Source organism: Brevibacterium sp. Mu109 (assembly GCF_900169375.1).
GTDB lineage: Bacteria > Actinomycetota > Actinomycetes > Actinomycetales > Brevibacteriaceae > Brevibacterium > Brevibacterium yomogidense_A.
Window position 1 is genome coordinate 96,846 of record NZ_FXZF01000003.1, and the last position, 22,382, is coordinate 119,227.

The 22,382-nt window shown below is 69.9% G+C and carries 16 protein-coding genes; 8 read left to right on the plus strand and 8 right to left on the minus strand.

Annotation, left to right across the window (positions count from 1 at the left end):
* A complete protein-coding gene (gene nrdR / locus BSP109_RS02765; RefSeq protein ID WP_087006896.1) occupies positions 1-474 on the plus strand; it encodes a transcriptional regulator NrdR in 474 nt (157 codons plus the stop codon).
* 203 nt (positions 475-677) lie between these two features.
* On the opposite strand, the gene BSP109_RS02770 is transcribed toward nrdR, so the two are convergent.
* Positions 678-2,987 carry a DNA helicase gene (locus tag BSP109_RS02770; RefSeq protein WP_101599300.1) on the minus strand — a complete coding sequence of 770 codons (2,310 nt, stop codon included), beginning with the start codon at positions 2,985-2,987 and terminating at the stop codon, positions 678-680.
* A gap of 149 nt (positions 2,988-3,136) precedes the next feature.
* On the minus strand, positions 3,137-3,958 hold the full coding sequence (locus tag BSP109_RS02775; protein WP_101599301.1) for a spermidine synthase: 822 nt from the start codon (positions 3,956-3,958) through the stop codon (positions 3,137-3,139).
* Positions 3,959-4,172: 214 nt separating this feature from the next.
* Between BSP109_RS02775 and BSP109_RS02780 the strand changes: the two genes are divergently transcribed.
* Positions 4,173-5,333, plus strand: a complete 1,161-nt coding sequence (locus tag BSP109_RS02780; protein ID WP_101599302.1) for a DUF4192 family protein — start codon at positions 4,173-4,175, stop codon at positions 5,331-5,333.
* A gap of 226 nt (positions 5,334-5,559) precedes the next feature.
* A complete protein-coding gene (locus BSP109_RS02785; RefSeq protein WP_101599303.1) occupies positions 5,560-7,107 on the plus strand; it encodes an RNA polymerase sigma factor in 1,548 nt (515 codons plus the stop codon).
* Positions 7,108-7,388: 281 nt separating this feature from the next.
* Here the strand turns inward: BSP109_RS02785 and BSP109_RS02790 are convergent, their stop codons facing one another.
* Both BSP109_RS02790 and BSP109_RS02795 read right to left on the minus strand, forming a co-directional pair.
* The gene (locus BSP109_RS02790; RefSeq protein ID WP_087006887.1) at positions 7,389-8,180 is read right to left on the minus strand and encodes a VOC family protein; all 792 of its coding nucleotides are present in this window, start codon (positions 8,178-8,180) and stop codon (positions 7,389-7,391) included.
* Between the two features lie 111 nt (positions 8,181-8,291).
* Positions 8,292-9,158 carry an N-acetylmuramoyl-L-alanine amidase gene (locus BSP109_RS02795; RefSeq protein WP_101599304.1) on the minus strand — a complete coding sequence of 289 codons (867 nt, stop codon included), beginning with the start codon at positions 9,156-9,158 and terminating at the stop codon, positions 8,292-8,294.
* Between the two features lie 117 nt (positions 9,159-9,275).
* Here BSP109_RS02795 and BSP109_RS02800 point away from each other — a divergent pair, with 117 nt between their 5' ends.
* On the plus strand, positions 9,276-11,408 hold the full coding sequence (locus BSP109_RS02800; protein ID WP_087006884.1) for a type IIA DNA topoisomerase subunit B: 2,133 nt from the start codon (positions 9,276-9,278) through the stop codon (positions 11,406-11,408).
* A gap of 7 nt (positions 11,409-11,415) precedes the next feature.
* Here BSP109_RS02800 and BSP109_RS02805 read toward each other — a convergent pair whose 3' ends face one another.
* Together BSP109_RS02805 and BSP109_RS02810 are read right to left on the minus strand one after the other, a co-directional pair.
* Complete coding sequence (locus BSP109_RS02805) at positions 11,416-12,306, minus strand: M56 family metallopeptidase (RefSeq protein WP_087006882.1); 891 nt, start codon at positions 12,304-12,306, stop codon at positions 11,416-11,418.
* Between the two features lie 77 nt (positions 12,307-12,383).
* Positions 12,384-12,770 (minus strand): BlaI/MecI/CopY family transcriptional regulator, encoded by a 387-nt coding sequence (locus BSP109_RS02810; RefSeq protein WP_087006881.1) that lies wholly within the window; start codon positions 12,768-12,770, stop codon positions 12,384-12,386.
* 251 nt (positions 12,771-13,021) lie between these two features.
* On the opposite strand from BSP109_RS02810, the gene BSP109_RS02815 reads away from it, so the two are divergent.
* The 3 genes from BSP109_RS02815 to cydC are packed head-to-tail and all read left to right on the plus strand — an operon-like array spanning position 13,022 to position 19,216.
* Positions 13,022-14,608, plus strand: coding sequence for a cytochrome ubiquinol oxidase subunit I (locus BSP109_RS02815; RefSeq protein WP_257944523.1), 1,587 nt, complete (start codon positions 13,022-13,024; stop codon positions 14,606-14,608).
* Positions 14,609-14,638: 30 nt separating this feature from the next.
* Positions 14,639-15,694, plus strand: coding sequence for a cytochrome d ubiquinol oxidase subunit II (cydB, locus tag BSP109_RS02820; RefSeq protein WP_101599306.1), 1,056 nt, complete (start codon positions 14,639-14,641; stop codon positions 15,692-15,694).
* Between the two features lie 18 nt (positions 15,695-15,712).
* Positions 15,713-19,216 carry a thiol reductant ABC exporter subunit CydC gene (cydC, locus tag BSP109_RS02825; protein ID WP_101599307.1) on the plus strand — a complete coding sequence of 1,168 codons (3,504 nt, stop codon included), beginning with the start codon at positions 15,713-15,715 and terminating at the stop codon, positions 19,214-19,216.
* Here the strand turns inward: cydC and sepH are convergent.
* Positions 19,188-20,603, minus strand: a complete 1,416-nt coding sequence (sepH, locus tag BSP109_RS02830; RefSeq protein WP_101599308.1) for a septation protein SepH — start codon at positions 20,601-20,603, stop codon at positions 19,188-19,190. The genes cydC and sepH overlap by 29 nt on opposite strands.
* A 159-nt stretch (positions 20,604-20,762) precedes the next feature.
* Here sepH and BSP109_RS02835 point away from each other — a divergent pair, with 159 nt between their 5' ends.
* The gene (locus tag BSP109_RS02835; RefSeq protein WP_101599309.1) at positions 20,763-21,887 is read left to right on the plus strand and encodes a ferrochelatase; all 1,125 of its coding nucleotides are present in this window, start codon (positions 20,763-20,765) and stop codon (positions 21,885-21,887) included.
* Positions 21,888-21,950: 63 nt separating this feature from the next.
* On the opposite strand, the gene BSP109_RS02840 is transcribed toward BSP109_RS02835, so the two are convergent.
* Positions 21,951-22,184 (minus strand): hypothetical protein, encoded by a 234-nt coding sequence (locus BSP109_RS02840; protein ID WP_087006870.1) that lies wholly within the window; start codon positions 22,182-22,184, stop codon positions 21,951-21,953.
* Positions 22,185-22,382 lie beyond the last annotated feature (198 nt).

Here is a 22,382-nt window from a genome sequence, read left to right on the forward strand (position 1 = left end):
GTGCACTGTCCCTTCTGCCGCCACCCGGATTCCCGCGTCGTGGACTCCCGCACCGCGGAGGACGGCTCCTCGATCCGCCGCCGCCGCCAGTGCCCCCAGTGCAACCGTCGGTTCACGACGATGGAGGCCACCAGCCTCGCGGTGATCAAGAGATCGGGCGTCTCCGAGGAGTTCTCACGCCAGAAGATCGTCACCGGCGTGCGCAAGGCCTGTCAGGGACGACCCGTGAATGACGATGATCTGGCGAAGCTCGCGCAGCGGGTGGAGGAGAAGATCCGCGGCCTGGGCGTCGCAGAGATCGATGCGGACGAGGTCGGTCTGGCTATTCTGGAGCCGCTGCGTGAGCTCGACCAGATCGCCTACCTGCGGTTCGCCAGTGTCTACCAGGGCTTCGACACCCTGGAGGACTTCGAAGCGGCGATCGCGTCGCTGCGACGCGATGCAGAGGCCGCCGGGTCAGATCCCGCGTCCTGAGGACTGCTGCCCCGGCGGCGGTGTCCCTGCAGTTCAGCGTCCACGCAGCGGTGCCGCGCGGAGGTGCGCAGACCATGGTGCGCCGGAGGTCGAATGAATTGCGCGGTGGGCGTGCCATGTGTGTAAGATGACAACTGCGCACCGACGGTGCGCCCGCCGCCGGCGGCATCGGAGGGGAAGCCGACGCCGCCGGCGGTCTTCATTCATCCGCCCGGTGCGTCTGCACCGGGCACCGTCTCCGTGAAGTGCTCGTCGAGAATGGACGGATTGGCGGCGAGGATCGCCAGGCGGGACGTCGAGCGCGTGAGTGCGACGTACAGTGCGCCGATCCCCGCGTCGGTCGACCGATCGCCTTCCGGGTCCGCCTGCAGCGGGGCGATGAGCGCCGGCTCCGCGACGATGACGGAGTCGAACTCGAGGCCCTTCGCGTCGTACGGAGTGAGCACGGCGATCCGATGATCGATGGCAGTGGGTCCGAATCCGACGTCCTCGAATCGGAGCGCTCCCGATCCTGACTGCTCTGCCGACTCAGCCGACTCCGCGGCGATCGCGTGCTCGACCAGCTCCATGAGCGCCTCGGGCACGATGACGGCGACGCGGCCGCCGTCCACTGCCGCTGCTTCCCGTCCGATGATCGCGGGCAGCTCTTCGACGAGCGCCTGCACGGAGTCGTACCGTCGCCGCCTGGGCGATTCGTCGCCGTCTCGCACTGCTTCAGGCAGCGTGAGGGCGGGGAATCGGGCGGCGAGGAGTGCATTGGCCGGCCCCATGATCGAGCGCGGAGTCCGATAGGACACCGTGAGCTCCTCGAGCCCGAACCGGTCACCGACGTGCGGGCTCAGGACCGAGTGCCACGTGCGGCTCGCATCCGTCGCCGATGCCTGCGCGAGGTCCCCGACGAGGGTCGCGGACTTGCTGGGCACACGGCGGAAGAGGAGGCGGAGCTGCATGGGGGAGAGCTCCTGCGCCTCATCGGCCACGAGGTGGCCGAAGGTCCACTCCCGGTCGTTCGCCGCACGGTCCGAGACCTCGCCCGCGGCGGCCGTCTCCCTGTACCTCTGGGCGAGCTGCTGCGGAGTGACCCAGGTGCCCGTGTCCGTCATGTCGACGACGGCCTCGGCGTACTCGACCTCCGGGTCCTGCCCCCGGTCGGCCGGGGTCCCGTCCGTGCCGATGCGTTCGGCGATCTCGTCGAGCAGCGGGACGTCCTCGACGGTGAGGGGTGCGCCCTTGGGGCGGAGCAGGGTGTCGACCTCCGCTGCGGACAGGATGCCGCGGGACGCGGCGGTGAGTCGGTGGCGCTTCGAGAGCATCGCGTCGAGGACGCCCGTGGTGGTGAGCGGAAGCCAGCAGAGGTTGACCGCGATCCGCACATCACGTGACGCGCGCAGGTCCTCCAGGAGCTCGGGAAGGCGCTCTCCGGGGCTGTCGAGGCCCTGGGCCCGGGCCAGTTCCTCCGCGAGTGATCGGAGCAGGACCTGGACGAAGACGGTGCGGGCGGCGTTGTGGCTGTCATCGGTCCGTCGTGCGCGCTCGCGTGCCGTCCGCACGTCCGATGGCCGCAGAGTGACCGCGTACGGTCCGACTCCCAGGCGCTGCTCCTCGGTCGGGACCCGCTGGTAGGAGCGCACCATCTTGCGCACGACGTCGGCCATCCGGAGGTCGCCCTTGACGGCGGCGGTGTCGGCCGCATCGCGCCGGGAGGTGTCCACGCCGGGCATCAGCTGGCCCGGGGTGAGGAGCACGGCTCCGGTCTCGCCCAACGACGGCAGCACCCGCTCGATGTACCGCAGGAAGACCGGCGACGGGCCGATGAGGAGCACACCCGACTTCGCGATGCGCTGACGGTGCCGATAGAGGAGGTAGGCCGCGCGGTGGAGGGCGACGGCCGTCTTCCCCGTGCCCGGACCGCCCTGGACGACGAGGGTGCCGGCCAGGTCGCGGCGGATGATCCGATCCTGCTCCGACTGGATCGTGGCGACGATGTCGCCCATCCTGCCCGTGCGACGAGCGTCGAGCGATGCCATGAGCGCGCCCTCGCCCTGCAGTCGGGACCGCTCCTCCTCATCGAGCCCCTCGAGGTCGAGCACGTCGTCCTCGACACCTGTCACGGTCCGTGCGCGCGTGGCGATATGACGCCGTCGGACCAGGCCGCTGGGCTCAGCGGCGGTGGCGCGGTAGAAGGGCTCGGACGCGGGCGCACGCCAATCCATGAGCAGCTGCGTGCGGTCCTGAGCGGAGAGGCCGATGCGTCCGATGTAGGTCGTCTCCCCATCGGAGGCATCGATGCGTCCGAAGCAGAGTCCGTCCTCCGCCGACTGATAGCGGATCAGGGCGTCTTCGTACATCGTCGCGAAGGCATCGCGCTCGGAACGGTTCTGGTGGTGGCCGCCCACCTTCGACCTGCGCACCGATGACAGGGACGCGCGCGTCTCCGCGCGCAGTTCGTCGAGGCGGGCGTACAGGGTGTCGATCTGCGCCTGCTCGTGCGCGATTTCGCTTCGCTCGGTCATGTCGCCTTTCTGAGATGTGGGCAATCCATTATGGCGCATCCGCGGTACCGAAGCGTGCAGCGGAGTCCGAAGCAGTCAGGAGTTCGCCCTGTCGTCACCTCGCGGTGGGGTGCGCGTACGGTCCGGCTCACCGCATGCGCGGTGCGGCGTCACCGACGGGAGTGCGCCGGCCCCAGGTGGGAGAGCAGCCCGGCACCGGACCTGACGGAGGCCCCGTCTCCGCGGACTGCAGCCTCGACGGCGTGGGCGTCGATCGGGTCGTGGGTCGCCGCGACGACGACGTTGCCCCGTCGCCGCCTGCGGAACTGGGTGGGTTCGGCGACGGCGAGCACGTGGGAGAAGCGCGTGCGCAGGGCATCGACCTCGGACCGGAGGGCCGACCGATCCGCCGCGTCCGCGACGTTCGCGATGTAGACCCCGTGGGGTCCGAGCGCCGCGTGCACCGCATCGAACCACGCGGGTGAGGACAGGGACGCCGGGGTCGTGTCTCCCGCGAAGGCGTCACGGACGATGAGGTCGATGCTGTCGGGACGGAAGCGCGTGATCTCCACCGCTCCGTCGGCCGCGCGGATCGCGAGTGCGGGAGAGCGCGGCAGATCGAGGTGCGTGCGCACCCAGTCCGCGAGGGCCGCATCGATCTCGACCACCGTCTGGCGCGACCCGGGCCTGATCGCGTCGAGGTGGCGGGGGAGTGCGCATGCGGCTCCGCCGATGTGGACGGCGCGCACGGACCGTCCCGCGGGCAGGGCGGCGGCGGTGAGGTGGGCGATCCAGCGCAGGTACTCGAACCCCAGGACCTCGGGGTCGTGCGCGTGGTAGGGAGACGAGGGGACGCCATTCAGCGTGAGCACGTATGCGTGCGGGTCGCCTGGCACGGCGTCGAAGGACGCGGTTCCCGTATCGGCGGGGACCGGCCCCGTCGGAGGGGAGGGCGAGGTCCGGGACCCGGACCGTGCGCGACGAGCGGACATCGGACAAGCGTATCCGCTGCGCCGCCTGGAGGCCGTCTGGAGGCCGTCTGGAGGTCGTCGGGCGCAGCGGTCGGGGACCGGCACCGGCAGTGCGTCACAGGCGAGTGCCGCCGCGGTCGGTCCGTGCGCACAGTGCCCGGTGGATCGGGGACGTGCGCTCCACAGGAGGCTCAGGGGTCTGTCGTCGGCGAGGGCGGAAGCGTGGACTGCGGCTATGAATACGCAGAGAGTGACCCATGGCCCTGACCTCGTCGGCATCGTCCCGCAGCTGCTGGGCTATCCGCCGGAGGATTCCCTGGTGCTCGTGACGGCGACGAGGATAGGCCCGAAGATCGGACACATCGGTCCCAGCCTGCGCGTCAACCTCGCAGTCGAGGATGCGGCGGTGCTGGACGTCCCGGACGTCCTCCGCTTCACCGAACCCCTGCTGGCGGTGCCGGACGCCGACACGATCTTCCCCGTCCTCTACAGCGATGTCCTCGCGGACTTCCACATGGGCTGGGACGACCGCGAACCGATGCCCGATGCCGAACTCGCCGCAGTGACGGTGCTCCTCACCGGACTCGACCTCGTGACAGACGTGCTCCGCGACATGGGATTCTCCGTGTTCCCCGCGCTGTGGTCCGGCAGGGGAGGCTGCGGGGAGGTGGGTGCGACGGAGTCGTCCGCGCTCGACTCGGTGCGGCCGACGGGATCGATGACCAGCCGCGGATCGGCGACCGCGCCGGTGGCGGAGAGCTTCGCGGCCTCCGTGCGGATCCCAGAGCCGGACGCCGCGACGGCGGCTGCGGTCGCGGCGCTGCGCAGGGAGAGGTTCGCGGCTGCGGAGCTCGTCGACGGGCTCGTGTCGGAGACCCTGCTGCTGGATGCGCGGGCACGTGCTCGCGCGGCGGGGGAGGTGCCCGATGTGCCACTGGTGGTCGACCCGCGCGCGGTTCTGGCTCTCGAGCTCCTCTGCCGCACGGTCGCGGACCGGGACATCATCCAGATGCTCCTCGCCGGTGACCACCCCGACTTCCTCCCCGAGCGTCTGCGCGGATGTGCGCCGGGAGCGTTCCTCCCGTACGCGCGGCGCTGCGTCGACGGAGGAGGAGCGGCGGAGCACATGGTCGGACTGTCGCCCGACCCGCCGCGGCACGACGCGCTCGCGGAAGCGGTGGAATGGCTGCGCCGCTGCCTGCCGCTGGTGGACGATGGCGCGCGTGCGGATGTGCTGGCCCTCATCGCGTGGTTCGAATGGGCGCGGGGCCGCATGTCGTTCGCGCACCACTACGTCGAGTGCGCGCTCTCCGTCGACCCGGACCACCGGCTCGCCTCCATGCTGCGGAGGGCGATCGACAACGGGATCCCACCGCGGTGGCTGCATCGGAGGTGAGGGGCGGCCCCGTCGGGGGAAGAGTGGGAGAGAGTGGGAGAGAGCAGGGGAGAGAGGGGGAGAAGACGCCCCTCGGTTTGGGTGTCGGGGGAATACCGTGCAATGATGGAGTGTTGACCCGGTCGAACGCCATGCCGGAGGTCCATGCCTCCGCGCAGTTTGACATGGGTCTTACTGGTGCCCGGATGGGCCCGGTGGCCTCCGCCCTCTGCCGAAAGGTTCGCACGTGCCCACGAAGGATACGGGAAGCTCGAGCGCTCAGACCAGCAGCGAAGGCGCTGAGAAGCCGACCGCAGCAGCGCCGACGAAGACCACTGCTGCGAAGAAGGCGACGTCCTCGACGGCGAAGACCGCAGCCAAGACGACCGCAGCCAAGAAGCCGGCGTCAGCGAAGGCCACGGCAGCGAAGTCGACAGCGACGAAGACCACCGCGGCCAAGACCACGGCGACGAAGAGCACCACGACGAAGACGACCGCCGCGAAGACGACAGCAGCGAAGACCACGGCGACCAAGTCCACAGCGGCCAAGGCTCCCGCCGCGAAGACCACCGCCGCGAAGACCACTGCAGCCAAGACGACGGCGGCCAAGACGACGGCGGCCAAGACCGCTGCCGCGAAGACCACTGCGGCGAAGAAGCCCGCAGCGAAGAAGGCCACCGCGGCCAAGGGCGACGAGGGCATCGAGAACGCAGAGTCGACGACGCTCGAAGAGGCCGGCGTCGAGGACACGGATCCGAACGAGACCACGGAGACCAAGAACTCGGTCGAGGAGGAGAAGGACGAAGAGGTCAAGGAGGCCGGCGGCTTCGTCGTCTCCGACGCGGACGACGAAGATCAGCCGGCGCAGCAGGTCGTGTCCGCCGGTGCGACTGCGGACCCCGTCAAGGACTACCTCAAGCAGATCGGCAAGGTCGCGCTGCTCAACGCCGCAGAGGAAGTCGACCTCGCGAAGCGCATCGAGGCGGGGATGTATGCCGATCACCTCGTGAAGCAGGGCGACGTGACCGACCCCAAGGTGGTGCGCGAGTACCAGTGGATCATCCACGACGGCCGGATCGCGAAGAACCACCTCCTCGAAGCCAACCTCCGCCTCGTGGTGTCGCTCGCGAAGCGCTACACCGGCCGGGGAATGCTCTTCCTGGATCTGATCCAGGAGGGGAACCTGGGCCTCATCCGCGCGGTGGAGAAGTTCGACTACACCAAGGGCTTCAAGTTCTCGACCTACGCGACGTGGTGGATCCGGCAGGCGATCACCCGCGCGATGGCCGACCAGGCCCGCACCATCCGCATCCCCGTGCACATGGTCGAGGTGATCAACAAGCTCGCCCGCGTGCAGCGCCAGATGCTTCAGGACCTGGGCCGCGAGCCCGCTCCGGAAGAGCTCGCGAAGGAACTCGACATGACGCCGGAGCGCGTCGTCGAGGTGCAGAAGTACGGTCGGGAGCCGATCTCGCTGCACACCCCGCTGGGTGAGGACGGCGACTCGGAGTTCGGCGACCTCATCGAGGACTCCGAAGCTGTCGTCCCCGCGGACTCGGTGAGCTTCACGCTCCTCCAGGAGCAGCTGCACTCGGTCCTCGACACGCTCTCCGAGCGTGAAGCCGGAGTCGTGTCCATGCGCTTCGGCCTCAACGACGGACAGCCGAAGACGCTCGATGAGATCGGCAAGGTCTACGGCGTGACCCGTGAGCGGATCCGGCAGATCGAGTCGAAGACCATGGCGAAGCTGCGTCATCCTTCGCGCTCCCAGGTCCTGCGCGACTACCTCGACTGACTCCGGAGCCCTGCCGACCCCGGTCGTGCTCCTCGCGAGCCGGATGTGTTCGAGCACCGGCACGGCACGAGGACCGACAGAGGTCCGGATGACAGCTCAGCCCCGTCTGCTCGCAGACGGGGCTGAGCTGTGCGCGGGGTCCTTCGCACAGGGTCCTTCGCACGGAGTGCTCAGCCGATCCTGGGGAGCAGCCGGCCCCTCCTGTACGAGTGGCCCGCCCCTCTTGAACCAGGTGGCCCGTCCCTCCTGAACGAGTGGCCACCCTCTCCTAGAAGGACCGATCAGGCGGGGGTCACCAGTGTGAAGGCAGCGTTCTGCGCATCGATGAAGCGCCCGACCCGACCGTGGTGCGAATCATGGGGGGCGGCGAGCACATCCCCGCCCAGCTCGCGGACGCGGTCCTCCAGTGCGTCGACGTCCGGCACGTGGATGTGCGCCTCCCAGTGCGCGGGGATGGACACGGCCGAGGCGTCGAAGACTCCGCCGATCCTGTTCCCCGCCTGCTCGATGGCCCAGTACCCCTGCTGAGCGGCGCCCGCGTCCGGATCGCCCGATGCGACGTCCGCACCCGTGAGGGAGGTGAAGCCCCACCCGAACGCCGATGCGTAGAAGTCACGGACCGTCGGGTCTGCCGTGAAGAGCTCCGTCCAGTGGACCGCCCCTGCCGTGCCGAAGGACTGCATCGCGCGGTCGTCGTCGTAGGCGAGCACGCCGAACGCCGTCCCTGCGGGATCGGACGTCAGCGCGACTCCAGCGGAGCCGTCGAAGTCCGGGATCGCCATGAGCGCCTGCCCGCCGGCCTCATCCACCTGCGCGAGGTACGCGGACAGCTCCTCGACCCGGAAGTAGACCGACCAGAAGGCAGGACCCTGCTGGCCGGGCGGCTGCGCGCTCACTCCGGCGACGCGCCGGCCGTCCGCGTGCGCGGCGCTGCCGAGTCCCAGGGGCCCTGCGCCCTCGAACCGCCATCCGAGGAGCTCGGAGTAGAAGCCCTCAGCGGCATCGGGGTCCGGCGAGCTGAGCTCGAACCAGCAGGGTGCGCCGAAGGGCGGGTCGTACGGAAGGGGTGCCATCACGGCTCCTGGCGTCGGGGGAGATGTGCCGCGGCTCCGGGCCGCGCCCCGACAGTCTAGGTCCTGTGCCGAACCGATACCTGCCGACCGGTGCGCGCGGTGCACGGGCGGTCAGTCCACGAGCGCGACGGTGAGCGCATCGACGATGGACCGGCTGATCCGCTGCTGCCCCTCGTCGGACTCGAGCATCCGGGCGTCGCCCGCATTGCGCATCTCGCCGGCCTCGAGCATGACCGCCGGGACCGCAGCATTGTTGAGCGTCGCGAGGTCGTCCCGCACGACCAGCTCGTCGTATGCGGGATTGCGGCTGAGCCCCGCCTCCTCCAGCTCGGATGCGAGGGCCGTGCCGAGGACCTCGGATGAGTCTGCGACCCCGTCGTCGGCACGACCTCCCGCGGGAGCGGCGATGACGTGGAAGCCGCTGGCGGAATCGTCCTCCGTGCCATTCGCATGCAGACTCACCAGGGCGTCCGCATCGTCGGCGAACGTCCCGCGCTCATCGACGCAGGGCCCCACCCCGTCGTCGTCGGTCCGGCTGAGGACCACGTCAGCCCCGGCATCCGTCAGAGCATCCTCCAGCGCCTCTGCCGTCTCCCATGCGAACCGGTGCTCCGGGTATCCGTCTGCTGATTCCGTGCCGACGGTGTTGCAGTCCTTGGTCCCGCCCCGGCCGTCCGGAACGCTCTGGCCGATCGTGCCCGGATTCGCACCGTTGCCGCCGTTGTGGCCGGGATCGACCGCGATGGTGAGTCCGGACAGCGGAGCCGCGGGGGCCTCGGCTGCGGCATCCTCCGTGCCCGAGGCCCCGGGCGCCGGCGCTGGTCCGGTCGCCCGGGCGGATTCGGACGCCGGCTCCGCGGTCACCGTGTGCGGTGCGGCGGAATGCGACGGGGACCCGGTGTCCGCGCCGCAGCCGGACAGCACGGCGGCGACGGCGAGGACGCCCACGGCAGACGTGAAGTGTGCGATGTCGGACATGCCATCGAGTATGTCGCACACGGGCCGACGGCGGCGCGCCTGAGGGGCCCGTTCCCGTCATCCGGACGCCCGGCGCTCTAGAATGGAGCGTCGGATCCGTAAGCGAAGGGAGCCTCGGTGGCGCGCAGCGCGAAGAAGAATGAGGACGAGAGCTACGATGCTCGGCACCTGTCCGTGCTGTCCGGGCTCGAAGCGGTCCGCAAGCGGCCCGGAATGTACATCGGCACCACCGATACCCGCGGCCTCATGCACTGCCTGTGGGAGGTCATCGACAACTCCGTCGATGAGGCGCTGGGCGGCTACGGCTCGACGATCGACATCACGCTCTACGCCGATGGCTCCGTGACCGTCGCGGACGAGGGGCGCGGGATCCCCGTGGACATCGAACCGCGCACCGGCCTCAGCGGCGTCGAGGTCGTCATGACAAAGCTGCATGCGGGCGGCAAGTTCGGCGGCGGATCCTATGCGGCGGCCGGCGGCCTCCACGGCGTGGGCGCCTCCGTCGTCAACGCTCTCTCCGCGCGCCTCGATGTCGAGGTCACGCGCGGATCGAAGGTGCACCGGATGTCGTTCCGCCGCGGCGAGCCAGGACGGTTCGACGACTCCTCGGGACAGCTGTCGGCCGACAACCCCTTCACGCCCTTCACAGAGCCCACACCGCTCGACGTCGTGGGGAAGGCGAAGCGCGGCGCCACCGGCACGAAGGTGCGCTACTGGGCCGATCCCCAGATCTTCCTGCCCGATGCGGAGTTCCAGTACAGCGAACTCGCGGACCGTGCTCGGCAGACCGCGTTCCTGATCCCCGGTCTGGGCATCAGGGTGACGGACGAGCGCGGTGTCGTGCGCGATGAGAACGGCGAGATCGTGCAGACCCGGACAGAGGAGTTCCGCTACGAGGGCGGCATCTCCGAGTTCGTCGATCACCTCGCGGCGGATCCGATCATCACCGATGTCTGGAGGCTCGACGGGGAGGGGACGTTCACGGAGACGGTCCCGGTGCTCGGCGAGGACGGCCGCATGGTGTCCCAGGACGTCACGCGCGACGTGGCCGTCGACATCGCACTGCGGTGGGGCACGGGCTTCGAGACGAAGCTGAAGAGCTTCGTCAACATCATCGCGACCCCCAAGGGCGGGACCCACGTGGCCGGCTTCGAGCAGTCCCTCCTCAAGACGGTGCGCAAGGCGGTCGACGCGAACGCCCGGAAGCTCAAGGTCGGCAAGGACAAGCTGGAGAAGGACGATGTGCTCGCGGGCCTCACCGCCGTCGTGACGGTCCGTCTGGCCGAGCCGCAGTTCGAGGGCCAGACGAAGGAGGTGCTCGGGACCGCCGCCGTCAAGCGGATCGTGGCGCAGACCGTGGAGAAGCAGCTGTCCGCGCAGCTCGATTCGTCGCACCGGCAGACGAAGGCCCAGGCCGGCCGTCTGCTGGAGAAGGTCGTCTCGGAGATGAAGGCGCGGATCTCCGCACGGACGCATCGTGAGAACCAGCGCCGGAAGACGGCGCTGGAGTCGTCGTCGCTGCCGGCCAAGCTCTACGACTGCCGCGTGAGCGACCACGAGGACACGGAGCTGTTCATCGTCGAGGGCGATTCCGCGATGGGGACGGCGAAGGCGGCCCGGGATTCCGAGCACCAGGCGCTCTTCCCGATCCGCGGCAAGATCCTGAACGTGCAGAAGGCATCCGTGGCGGACATGCTCGCGAACACGGAGTGCTCCGCGCTCATCCAGGTGGTGGGGGCCGGAGCGGGCCGCAGCTTCGCCGTCGACCAGGCCCGCTACGGCAAGGTCATCATCATGACGGATGCGGACGTCGACGGTGCGCACATCCGGACGCTCCTGCTCACACTCTTCTTCCGCTACATGCGTCCGCTGGTCGAAGCAGGGCGCGTCTTCGCCGCTGTCCCTCCGCTGCACCGCGTCGAAGTGGTGACGGGACGGGGGAAGCCGAACGAGGTCATCTACACGTACTCGGAGGCAGAGCTCAACGCGCTGCTCGCGAAGCTCGTGAAGCAGAAGAAGACGTACAAGGAGCCGATCCAGCGCTACAAGGGACTGGGGGAGATGGACGCGGACCAGCTGGCGGAGACCACGATGGATCCGGCACTGCGCAGCCTCAGGCGCGTGACGATGGCGGACGCGGAGGCGGCGGAGCACACGTTCGCACTCCTCATGGGCTCCGAGGTCGCGCCGCGCAAGGAGTTCATCGTCGCAGGCGCCGCGGCGCTCGACGCGGAGCGCATCGACGCGTGAGGGCCGCTCAGCTGTACACGATCGTCCCGATGAGGATGAGCGGGGGCACTGCCACGAGGCACACGGCGTAGATGACCGCGCGGATCCTCGGCCTCACCGTGTCGGCGACGACCGGGGCGGACAGCCTGGCGATGCGCACGTCCGTGAGGTCCGGGTCGTAGTCCTTCGAGCCGTCGGCCTGCTTGGCGGACACCTTCGTGAGCGCACGGATGAACGCACTGTCGGACACGGAACGGCGCGCGGCGTCGTCAGCCATGACCTCGATCGCCGCGCTCACGGCCTGGAGCGCGGTCCGCGTCGCGGGCAGGAACGGCAGCATCCGATGCCAGGACGCGAATGCGAGCGTCAGCAGGTCGTGTCTGAGCCGCAGATGCTCGCGCTCATGCGCCAGCACGGCGTCCCGCTCATCGTCGTCGAGGAGCGCCAGCAGTCCGGTCGACACGACTGTGGTCCCGGAACCTCCCGCGACCGAATAGGCGAGGGCATGATCCGTGTCGATCACCCGCGTCTCCGGCGCTCCTCCTCGCGGTTCGGAGACGAGGGAGAGGACCTCGCGGTGCCGTGCGCGATGCAGTCGTGCGGACCTGGCCTCCCAGAGGAGGGAGCCCAGGAGCAGCACGAGCAGCCCGACGCCTGCGATGAGCAGGGGCCACCGCCACCAATCGAGTGCATCGTCCAGTCGCACGCCGGGCACGTGGACCAGGGGTGCGAGGGCGAAGGCGATGCACGCGGAGATCAGCGAGAAGCCGCCCGCCACACCGATCGCCTGCCAGATGATCACCGCCGCGACCGGGTCCGCCGTGCGCCGCGAGCGGTTCTGCGCTGCGGCGACCGCTTCCGGGATGGGCCACGCGAGGACGACGGCCAGGATGACGAGTGCGAAGCCGATGGCGGTCATGGATCGCGCCGGACCGCAGCGGGTCCGGTCGTGTCGAAGGTGTGTGCGTCAGCCCGAGGGGCGATTCGCACGGGCCGTCAGCCGACCTCGGAGTGGCGCGGAGGGTCCGTGTGGCGCAGGCGGCTGTCCAGGATGCCGCGGAGGAAGGCGGAGTCGGACAGCGACACCGTACCGAGGAAGCGCGCGAGGACCGCGCGGCGATCGCCCGCCTGGTCGAGGACTTCGGAGAGGAGGTCGGAGACGTGCTCCTCCCGGCTCGACGAGGCGCTGTAGAGATGAGGGCGGGTGCTGCGGTCGCGGACCACGTACCCCTTCTTCTCGAGTCGCGTGAGGACCGTGTGGACCGTCGTGAGTGCGAGACCGCGATCCGCCAGGGCGTCTCGCAGTGCGGCGGCGGAGAGACCTTCGCGCTGTGACCACAGGGCGTCCATCACGCCGCGCTCGAGTTCTCCGAGGTTCTCCACCGATTCTCCGTTCGCTGCTGCACTGTGATGCTGATCGTGCACCCGCCGGGCGCGCGCACGCGTAGCCATGAATCTACCACGCGGAGCCTGGAGGATACCTGACAGACGTTCTCATGAAGCGTCCGTTCTGTGAGACGAATCTGTGCGCGGGGTGAATGGGTTTGTGCGCAGCGGGCGAGCGGCCGTATTCTACGAGCTGTAGAAGACGCGGTGTCCGGTCAGCGGGGCCGCGGCCGCTCTCAGGAGGCTCCGTGGAACTCGATCCCGTGCTCATCGCGCGCTGGCAGTTCGGCATCACGACCGTGTACCACTTCTGGATGGTCCCGCTCACCCTGGGGCTGGGCGTCCTGGTCGCCGTGCTGCAGACGATGTGGCACCGCACGGGGAACGACGTGTGGCTGCGGGCCACGAAGTTCTGGGGCAAGCTCTATCTCATCAACTTCATCATGGGCGTGGCCACCGGCCTCGTCCAGGAGTTCCAGTTCGGCATGGCCTGGAGCGAGTACTCCCGCTTCGTGGGCGACGTGTTCGGTGCTCCGCTGGCGATGGAGGCGCTGCTCGCGTTCTTCCTCGAATCGATCTTCATCGGTGTCTGGATCTTCGGCTGGGGGCGCATCAGCAGACGCGCCCACCTCACGGTCCTCTGGTGCGCGGTGATCGGATCGTGGCTGTCCGCCTACTTCATCATCGTGGCGAACTCGTGGATGCAGCACCCGGTCGGCGTGGAGCTCATCGACGGCCGCCCCGTCATGACCGACGTCGTCGCAGTGCTCACCAACAACACCGCACTGGCCGCGACGAGCCATGCGCTCGCGGGCGCGCTGTCCGTCGGCGCGGCGCTCCTGCTGGGCATCTCCTGGCACCATCTGTGGCGCCGCAGAGTCGACGGCATCGACACCGTCGACGAGTCGGGTCGGGTGGTGGTCGGCTCCGCTCCGGACGTCCCCGGACGGGACGAGAAGGACTACGCCGTGTGGTGGAGGTCCCTGCGGATCGGCGGATGGGTCGCGGTGTTCTCCTTCGCGGCAGTCGCGCTCACCGGAGACATCCAGGCGAAGCTCATGTACGAGCAGCAGCCCATGAAGATGGCCTCCGCTGAAGCGGCGTGCCACGACGGGACCGCGTTCTCAGTGCTGACGATCGGCGACCTGGAGTCGAACAGCTGCGAGGACGTCACGCCGATCATCGAGATCCCCGGTGTGCTGTCGTTCCTCGCGAAGGGCGACTTCGACACGGATGTGCCCGGGGTGAAGACCCTCATCCCCGAATACGAGGAGGCCTACGGCACGCACATGCCGGAGGGCGAGATGTACGGCGAGCACTCCGGGGAGGAGATCGACTACCAGCCCTCGATGTTCATCACCTACTGGGGCTTCCGACTCATGATCGGCTTCGGTGCGCTCGCGGCTGCGGCCGCGGCCTTCGCACTCCTCGTCACCCGCAAGGGCACGGTTCCGCGGTCGAAGTTCCTCTCCCGACTGGCGCTGTGGGGGATCGCAGCACCCTTCATCGCGAACTCGGCCGGCTGGATCTTCACGGAGATGGGCAGGCAGCCCTTCGTCGTGGCGCCCAACCCCGATCCCAGCGGCATGGACGGCGTGTTCCTCTACACGGCCGCGGCGGTCTCTCCGTCCGTGAGTGCGGCGGAGCTGCTCACATCGGTCATCCTCCTGACCCTGGTCTACGGAGTGCTCATGGTCGTGGAGCTGAAGCTCATCATGCAGTACGCCCGCGGAGGCGTCGTCTCCGCGATGCCCGAACTGGCCGACGACCCGGCGAAGCCCACCCGCGCGAGCGTCGACGGCGACGAGGACGATGTCCTGTCGTTCGCATACTGAGACCCCGGATCCGGAGACCAAGGAGACGACATGGCTGACCTGCTGCCCGTGACCTGGTTCGTGCTCATCGCCGTGCTGTGGCTGGGCTTCCTCTTCCTCGAGGGGTTCGACCTGGGCATCGGCATCCTCATGAAGACCTTCGCCCGTGACGAGAGGGAGCGGAGGCTGCTCCTCAACACCATCGGTCCGGTGTGGGACGGGAACGAGGTCTGGCTCGTGACGGCGGCCGGAGCGATGTTCGCCGCGTTCCCGCTCTGGTACGCGAGCCTGTTCTCGGCTCTCTACCTGCCGCTCACGTTCACCCTCCTGGCGCTGATCCTCCGCGCCGTCTCGATCGAGTACCGCGGCAAGCGCGGGTACTCGCAGCGCTGGGTCGACGGGTGGACATGGTGCCTGTCCGGTGGCTCGCTCGTCGCGGCGTTCTGCGTGGGGGCGATGCTCGCGCTCACGACGACGGGACTGCCGCTCGACGCGAACGGCGACAACACCGGCGGTGCCTTCGCATGGCTCACGCCGCCGGCACTGATCGGCGGCGTCGGGACCGTGTGCTTCTCCGTGCTCCACGGACTCCTCTTCCTCACACTCAAGACCGACGGGTCCGTGCGTCGGCGTGCGCACGCACTCGCGACCCGCTGGGCCCCCGTCCTCGTCCTGCCGCTGTTGGGCTGGGCGGTGCTCGTGCAGGTGCAGTCCGACGGGGGAGTCATCGGCTGGTCGCTCACCGGCCTCGCCGTCGTCGCCGCGGCGTACGCGTGGATGCGCCTGCGCGCGGGCGGGGAGAAGTCGGCCTTCCTGGGGCAGTCCGCATTCCTCGCTGCGAGCATCGGCGGGATCTTCACCACGGCGTTCCCGGTCGTGCTGCCGTCGACGCTGGATCCCGCGTTCGACCTCACGATCCACACCGCCTCGTCCTCTGACTACACCCTGGGGGTCATGGTCGCGGTCGCGGCTGTGGGCGTCCCAGCCGTGCTCGCCTACCAGGCCTGGAGCTACTCCGTGTTCGCGAAGCGCCTCACGGTCGATCACATCCCACCGGCTCACACCGTGCCCGTCGCGATCCGCGGTCACGCGTCACTGACGCCCTGACGGAGGAGCCCTGCCGCCATGACAGTCACCGTCCGCTCCCCGGAGTCCGCACACGCCTCGACTGCGGCCACCGCTGCCGAGGCCCCCACCGGTCGCCGGTCCCCGCTGCGGCTCGCGCTCGACTCGCCGTCGGGCCGGTTCGGCCTGTGGGCCTCGAGTGCCGTCGCGGCGCTCCAGGCGGCAGGACTGGTCCTCGTCGCGGATGCGATCGCGCGGGGCATCGTGCGCGCGATGGAGGGCGGTGCACTCAGGGAACCTCTCGTGATCGGCATCGTGGGCATCCTGTGCCAGGCGGTCGCCGCCTGGGCGGGGAAGGCGGTCGGAGGCATGAGTTCGGCCGGGGCGAAGACGGGCCTGCGCCGGAGGTTCATCGCGCGGGTCTTCCGCGGCACTGGACGCGACGTGCAGGGAACGGACGGGGCGCTCGCGCTGCTGGCGACCCGGTCGCTCGATGAGGTCGACGACTACTTCACCGCGGTCGTGCCCGCGCTCACCGCCAGTGCGGTCGTGCCCCTGGTCGTGGGCGCGCGCATCCTGTGGGCCGACTGGGTCAGCGCACTCATCGTGGTCCTCACCCTGCCGCTCGTCCCGCTGTTCATGATCCTCATCGGCCAGTACACGGCGGAACGCGTCCACGAGGCGACCCGGTCACTCGACCGGCTGTCGGGACACCTCGTGGAACTGGCGCGCGGCGTCCCCGTCCTCGTGGGGCTGGGGCGACTGCCCGCCCAGACCGCCGCACTGCGGGATGTGTCCTCCTCCTACCGCGACACGACCATGACGACCCTGCGTGTGGCGTTCCTCTCCGCGCTGGCGCTCGAGCTCATCGCGACGCTGTCCGTCGCCGTCGTCGCGGTGTTCGTGGGCATCCGGCTGGTGTACGGACACATGGGGCTGGAGGAGGGGCTGCTCGCGCTGATCCTCGCGCCCGAATGCTATCTGCCGCTGCGCCGGCTGGGCGCCGCCTTCCACTCGACGGAGAACGGCCTGGCGGCATACGACCGCATGCGGGACATCATCGATCGGCCCGTCGCTCCCTCTCTCACGACCGCATCGGACAGGATCGCGGTCACCGACCTCACCGTCCGGTACGAGGGGCAGGCGGTCCCCGTCCTCGACCGGGTGAGTGCGGACCTCGGAACGCGGGGCCTCACGGTCCTCACCGGGACCTCGGGAGCGGGCAAGTCGACGATGCTGTCGGTCCTCGCAGGACTGCTGCGCGATGAGGCTGGGGCGGAGGTCTCCGGCACGATCCGCGTCCCCGACCGCGTGGCGTACGCGGCTCAGCGTCCCACCGTCGTCGCCCGGACGGTGGGGGAGGAGATCGCGCTGCGACTCCCCGATGATCTGCGGACAGCGGCGGCCGACTCCGCGGCACGCAGAGCGGCCCTGGCCGCATGCCTGCGGTTCGCGTGCCTGCCGGTGGATCCGGACATGCCGTGCGAGGCGCTGAGTCCCGGCCAGCAGCGGAGGCTGTCGCTCGCCCGTGCCCGGGCATCAGTCATGGCAGGCGCGGGTCTGGTCGTGCTCGACGAGCCGACAGCGCACCTCGACGAGGCGATCGCGGCGCGCATCCGTGCACAGATCGCGGACCTCGCCGACACGGTGCCGGTCATCGCGGCCACCCATGACGAGGCTCTCGCCGGTCTCGCTGATCGTCGGGCGCGCGTCGAGGCGGGACGGATCGACCTCGACCAGTGCGATGTCACCCTCGACCAGAGCGATGTGACCGATGCGCAGTCCAGCGCACCCCGTACCGCCGAGCGCATCGCGCTCCAGCCCGCTGATGCCGGTCCTCAGGCGCATGAGCACGCGCCCCTCACCGCACCGGCCGCCGTACCGCGCCCCTCGACGCGTCGACTGCTCACCCGCCTGGTGCGTGCGGTGAATCCGTTCAGCGGCAAGTTCCTGCTCGCCGTCCTCTTCGGTGTCCTGTCCACCGCGGCGGGTGCCGCGCTGACCGGTGTGTCCGCATGGCTCATCGTGCGTGCGTCGGCGCAGCCGCCCATCATGTACCTGCTCGTCGCGATCGTGGGGGTGCGCTTCTTCGGACTGTCCCGCGCGGTCTTCGCCTACGCGCAGAGGCTGTGGCTCCACGACGCGGTCCTCGACTCGCTCACGCGGCTGCGCGTGCGACTGTGGGACCGCTTCGCGCACCGGGGCACGGCGGACCGGCGGATCGCGCGCGGGGGAGGTGCGCTGCGCACGCTCATCGCCGACGTCGATGACATCCGCGACCTGGTCCCGCGCGTCGTGCTGCCGCCCCTCGTCGCAGTGCTGGTCAGCGCTGCGGCGACCTGTGTGCTCTTCGCCATCGACTCCGTGGCGGGAGTTGTCGGGCTGGTCAGCCTGGGCATCGCCCTGGGCCCGGCCGCATGGGCCGCACTCGCAGCCGATCGGCGTGCCAGCGCGGTGCGCGTGGATGCTCGAGCAGCGGTGCTGTCCGGCGTCGTGGGGCTGCTCTCTGCGCGCGCCGACCTCATTCCCGACGGCGCGTGGCGCGCTCCCACCGCGGCCTTCGAGGAGCAGGACGAGCGGGCGGCCGCGAGCGAGCAACGGGCGCTGCGTGCGACAGGGGCGGGTGAGGCGGTCGTCATCGCCGCCTGCACATCCGCAGCCGTGGCCATCCTCATGCTGCTGGGTCCCGCGGTGGCCGGCGGAGCACTCAGCGCGGAGATGCTCGCGGTGGCCGTGCTGCTGCCTCTCGGTCTCACCGATGCTCTCCTCGACTCGCTCGCAGCGATCCAGCAGTGGCCCGCGCTGCGGACCGTGCTGTCGGGGATCGACGACCTCGATGACCCTCCTCGTCCGGGGGGTGCCGACAGTGCTGCCTCGGCGGGTGCACCGGAGACGGTCACCACGCTCGCGGTCGAGGACCTCGCTCTGCAGTGGCCGGACACGGACGAACCGGTCATCAGCGGACTCAGCGCCGATTTCCCGATCCCGGGTGCCACGGTCGTGACGGGACCATCCGGTTCAGGGAAGACGACCCTCGTGAGTGCCCTGCTGCGGTTCCTCGAACCCACGTCAGGCCGCGTGCTGGTGAACGGGGTGAGCGCAGAGGGGCTGGGGCTCGCGGACGTGGCGGGTCTCATCGCATGGTGTCCGCAGGAGGCGCACGTGTTCGACTCGACCCTGCGGGGGAACCTGCTCATCGCCCGGCCGCGGGACGAGGCCCCCGATGACGACGAGCTCGCCGATGCCCTCACCCGGGCCGGGCTGGGCACTCTGCTGTCGGAGCGGGGGCTGGATGCGCGGGTCGGTGCCGGCGGATCGCGCCTGTCAGGTGGACAGCGTCAGCGGCTGGCCGTCGCACGGACGCTGCTGGTGGGTGCCGACGTCGTGGTGCTCGACGAACCCACTGCGCACCTGGATCCGCCGACGGCGCAGGCTCTGCTGACGGACCTCGATGAGGTGCTCGCCGACGTGGGGATGATCCTCGTCTCCCACGACGAGTCCGCCGTGGGAGATCGGGGCACGCGGATACGCCTGGTCAGTCCTTCCCGCGACCACCGAACATGATCTCGTCCCAGCTGGGGACGGACGAGCGTCCGCGACGACGCTTGGCGGCGTCCGGCGGCGCGGAGTCCTGCGCGGCGGTGTCCTCTGCCGAGGTCTCCGCGGAGTCCCCCGTGCTCGGAACGGTTCCGGGGAAGACCTTCGCGGAGGCGGAGGGAGACTCCTCAACCGCGGTTCCCGCCGTGCTGTCCCATCCGGACAGGGCCGGATCGTCGAGCAGGGAGGGATGGTCCGCGCCCGGCCCGCCGGCGGGCTCCTGGGGGGCGGCCTCGGCGGTCGACGGTCCGGAGTGCGCAGTGCCGTCCGATCCGCTGGGAGCCTGCGGGGCATCCGGCGCGGGCGAATCGAGTCGAGGCGTGCCGATAGGCTCGGTGTGCTGGTCCGGGTGCTGGTCGTGCGACGATCCCGCACCGTCGCCATCGGTGGACGGCAGCGCGACGACGCTCGCGTCCTGTGCCTCGTCCGGGCTGCTGGGCGCGCTGTGCGCTCCGTCGATGGTCCGGTCGTCCGCGTCGCCGACCAGGCGGAGACCGCTGGAGGCCGCCGGCGGAGCGTCCGATCCGACGGGCGGCGCAGGCGGGGCGGCATCGTCCGCGGATGCGCCTGCGGCAGGTCCGGCGGCTGGAGGGCCGGTGGGGCGGGTCGGTTCGTCCGTCGGGGCCGGGGTGACGCCGCGTCGACGGCGCAGGCTCTCGAGGATCCGACCCGTCTCCGTCTGATGGTCGCGGGTCGGCGCGCTGCGCGGTGAGGCCGGTGGGAGCGGGTCGCCGGCGCTCAAGCGCCTCTCCGACCCGGAGCCGAAGTCGGGGATCGGGCCGGAATCGGTGGGGCCGGAGTCGGAGAGCCAGCGGGCCTCATCGTCCTGGGCGACGACGGAGCCGCGCGCATAGGTCCAGCCGGCGGCTCGTCGTCGCGACCCTGCGACGAAGGAGAGCTCGACGTACCACGTGCCGTCCTGGCGCTTCCACGCGTCCCACTCCATCGACTCGGGGTCGACCTCGCGGAGTTCGAGCCGTTCGAGGGCGAGCTCTGCGAGGGGCGTGGGCGAGCCGGTGTCCGTGTCCGGATAGACGAGCACGCGTCCGGCCTGCTGCGCGATGTGGCGGCGCTCATCGAGCACGGGGCGCTCGTACCGTCGGATGTGCTCGACGTCCTCGCCTGTCTCTGCGGCGATGTCCTCCGCCGTCAGACCGGAGCGGACCATCGCCTGGATCGCGCGGGGGCGCAGGGCGTCTCCGCGGGGGGCCTCGGATGCATGGGCGCGGCGAGCGCGCCGGACGGCGCCGATGACAGCGTCGTCCACGGGCAGTCGATGCTCCGTGCCCGTCGGGTCGACGAGGACCAGTGCATCCTCGTCATCCGTCAGCCCGCGCAGGGTCAACTGGGTCATCGTGGGTTCCTCCTCGCACGTCACGGCTGGTTCCGATCGTGTCACGGACTCGTGCCCACGACGCGGACCTGCGTCCGCGAGTCGCAGATCGGACCACGGTGTGAGACCGAACCTCTTGCGCCGAGGGCCCGTCCCGTCGTCCCGGCGCGAGCGGATACCATGTTCCCTGTGACTGACAGACACCTTGAACCATTCGACGCAGTCGTCCTCATGTCGTTCGGCGGACCGGAGAAGGACGCGGACGTGCTTCCGTTCCTGCAGAACGTCACGGCGGGCCGCGGCATACCGGACGAGCGGCTCGTCGAGGTCGGCGAGCACTACTACGGCTTCGGCGGACGCTCGCCGATCAACGACCAGAACCGGGCGCTGCTCGCGGCGCTCGAGCAGGAGATGGCGGAGCGCGGCCTGCGCACGCCGATCGTGTGGGGCAACCGCAACTGGGAGCCGTATCTCACCGACGCGGCGCGTGCGCTCGCACAGGACAGCGGCAGTGCACGCCTGCTCGCGATCGACACGTCCGCGTACTCGAGCTACTCGTCCTGCCGGCAGTATCGCGAGGACTTCGCCGGGACCGTAAGGGCGCTGGCAGATGAGGGTCTGAGCGTCGAGTTCGACAAGATCCGGCAGTACTACAACCACCCCGGCTTCGCGCAGGCGGAGCTCGCCTGCGTGCGAGAGGGGCTCGACCAGCTCGAGCAGCTGACGGGCGGCCTCGATGCGCAGCGCCAGCGGATCCTCTACGTGACGCACTCGATCCCCGAAGCCATGGAGACCGCATCGCAGAAGCGGACTGCGGGCTACGAAGCGCAGCACCGCCAGCTCATCGACTGGGTGACGGGCGAACTGGGCGAGCGCGCCGTGCTGGAATCGGAGCTCGTCTTCTGCTCACGATCCGGCGCGCCGCACGTCCCGTGGTCGGAGCCGGATGTGAATGACCGGATGGAGGAGCTCTCGGAGCAGGGTGTCACCGGTGTCGTGCTGGTGCCCATGGGCTTCGTGTCCGATCACATGGAGGTCAAGTTCGACCTCGACACTGAAGCGCGGGAGACGGCCCAGAGGCTGGGGATGGACTTCGTCCGCGCGGGCACCGTCGGCGTGCGGCCCCAGTTCGTCGCGGGACTCGTGGATCTCCTGGAGGAGAGGGCCGCACAGGTGCGGGGCGACGATGTGGACGCACCTGCCGTCACGGCCGAGGGGCCCCTGGTCCCCGGCAGCGGCGCGTGCGCGATCGACTGCTGCCTGGGAGCGGTCGAACGGCCGACGCACCCGACCTGGGCCGTCTGAGGGGCCGCCGCGCCGCGCACTGCTGAGTCGTTCCGGCGACTCGCTCAGGCAGTGCTGTCGTCTTCAGGCAGTGCTGTCGTCGGGGGACGGGATGATCGGGATCGCACCCGTCTCCACCGCGAGGACGGCCTCCAGTTCGGTGGTGTCCACATCGCTTCGGCCCGCGATGTCGACCAGGGTCTCCAAATCGCCGAGGAGAACATCCTCCTCATGCTGGTCGTCGTCCTCGCGTGCTGCGGCGAGCCGATGCCGCAGTTCAGCGATGCGTTCGTCGAGCCCACGTCGGAACCTGCTCATGACTACTCCTTCCATGCGGCGACCGCACGACCCGGGGCTCGCGCGGTCAGCTCCTGCGAACAGGGAATCGCAGGAGCTTCTCACCGTGATCCTCCCACGCGACCCTTGACGGATCCTGGTGGTGAACACGTCACGTCGTGAATCGGACGTGAATCACACTGGATTCATCGCTTTTCCTCTTGCGCGGTCGGGGGTGTC

Excerpts from the sequence above, each read along its gene's own strand:
- BSP109_RS02770 (WP_101599300.1), bottom strand. The coding sequence starts at position 2,987 with ATGACCGAGCGAAGCGAAATCGCGCACGAGCAGGCGCAGATCGACACC.
- BSP109_RS02835 (WP_101599309.1), top strand. The coding sequence starts at position 20,763 with ATGTTCCCTGTGACTGACAGACACCTTGAACCATTCGACGCAGTCGTC.
- sepH (WP_101599308.1), bottom strand. The coding sequence starts at position 20,603 with ATGACCCAGTTGACCCTGCGCGGGCTGACGGATGACGAGGATGCACTG.
- BSP109_RS02805 (WP_087006882.1), bottom strand. The coding sequence starts at position 12,306 with ATGACCGCCATCGGCTTCGCACTCGTCATCCTGGCCGTCGTCCTCGCG.
- BSP109_RS02790 (WP_087006887.1), bottom strand. The coding sequence starts at position 8,180 with ATGGCACCCCTTCCGTACGACCCGCCCTTCGGCGCACCCTGCTGGTTC.
- cydC (WP_101599307.1), top strand. The coding sequence starts at position 15,713 with ATGACAGTCACCGTCCGCTCCCCGGAGTCCGCACACGCCTCGACTGCG.
- BSP109_RS02780 (WP_101599302.1), top strand. The coding sequence starts at position 4,173 with ATGAATACGCAGAGAGTGACCCATGGCCCTGACCTCGTCGGCATCGTC.
- BSP109_RS02795 (WP_101599304.1), bottom strand. The coding sequence starts at position 9,158 with ATGTCCGACATCGCACACTTCACGTCTGCCGTGGGCGTCCTCGCCGTC.
- BSP109_RS02840 (WP_087006870.1), bottom strand. The coding sequence starts at position 22,184 with ATGAGCAGGTTCCGACGTGGGCTCGACGAACGCATCGCTGAACTGCGG.
- cydB (WP_101599306.1), top strand. The coding sequence starts at position 14,639 with ATGGCTGACCTGCTGCCCGTGACCTGGTTCGTGCTCATCGCCGTGCTG.
- BSP109_RS02775 (WP_101599301.1), bottom strand. The coding sequence starts at position 3,958 with ATGTCCGCTCGTCGCGCACGGTCCGGGTCCCGGACCTCGCCCTCCCCT.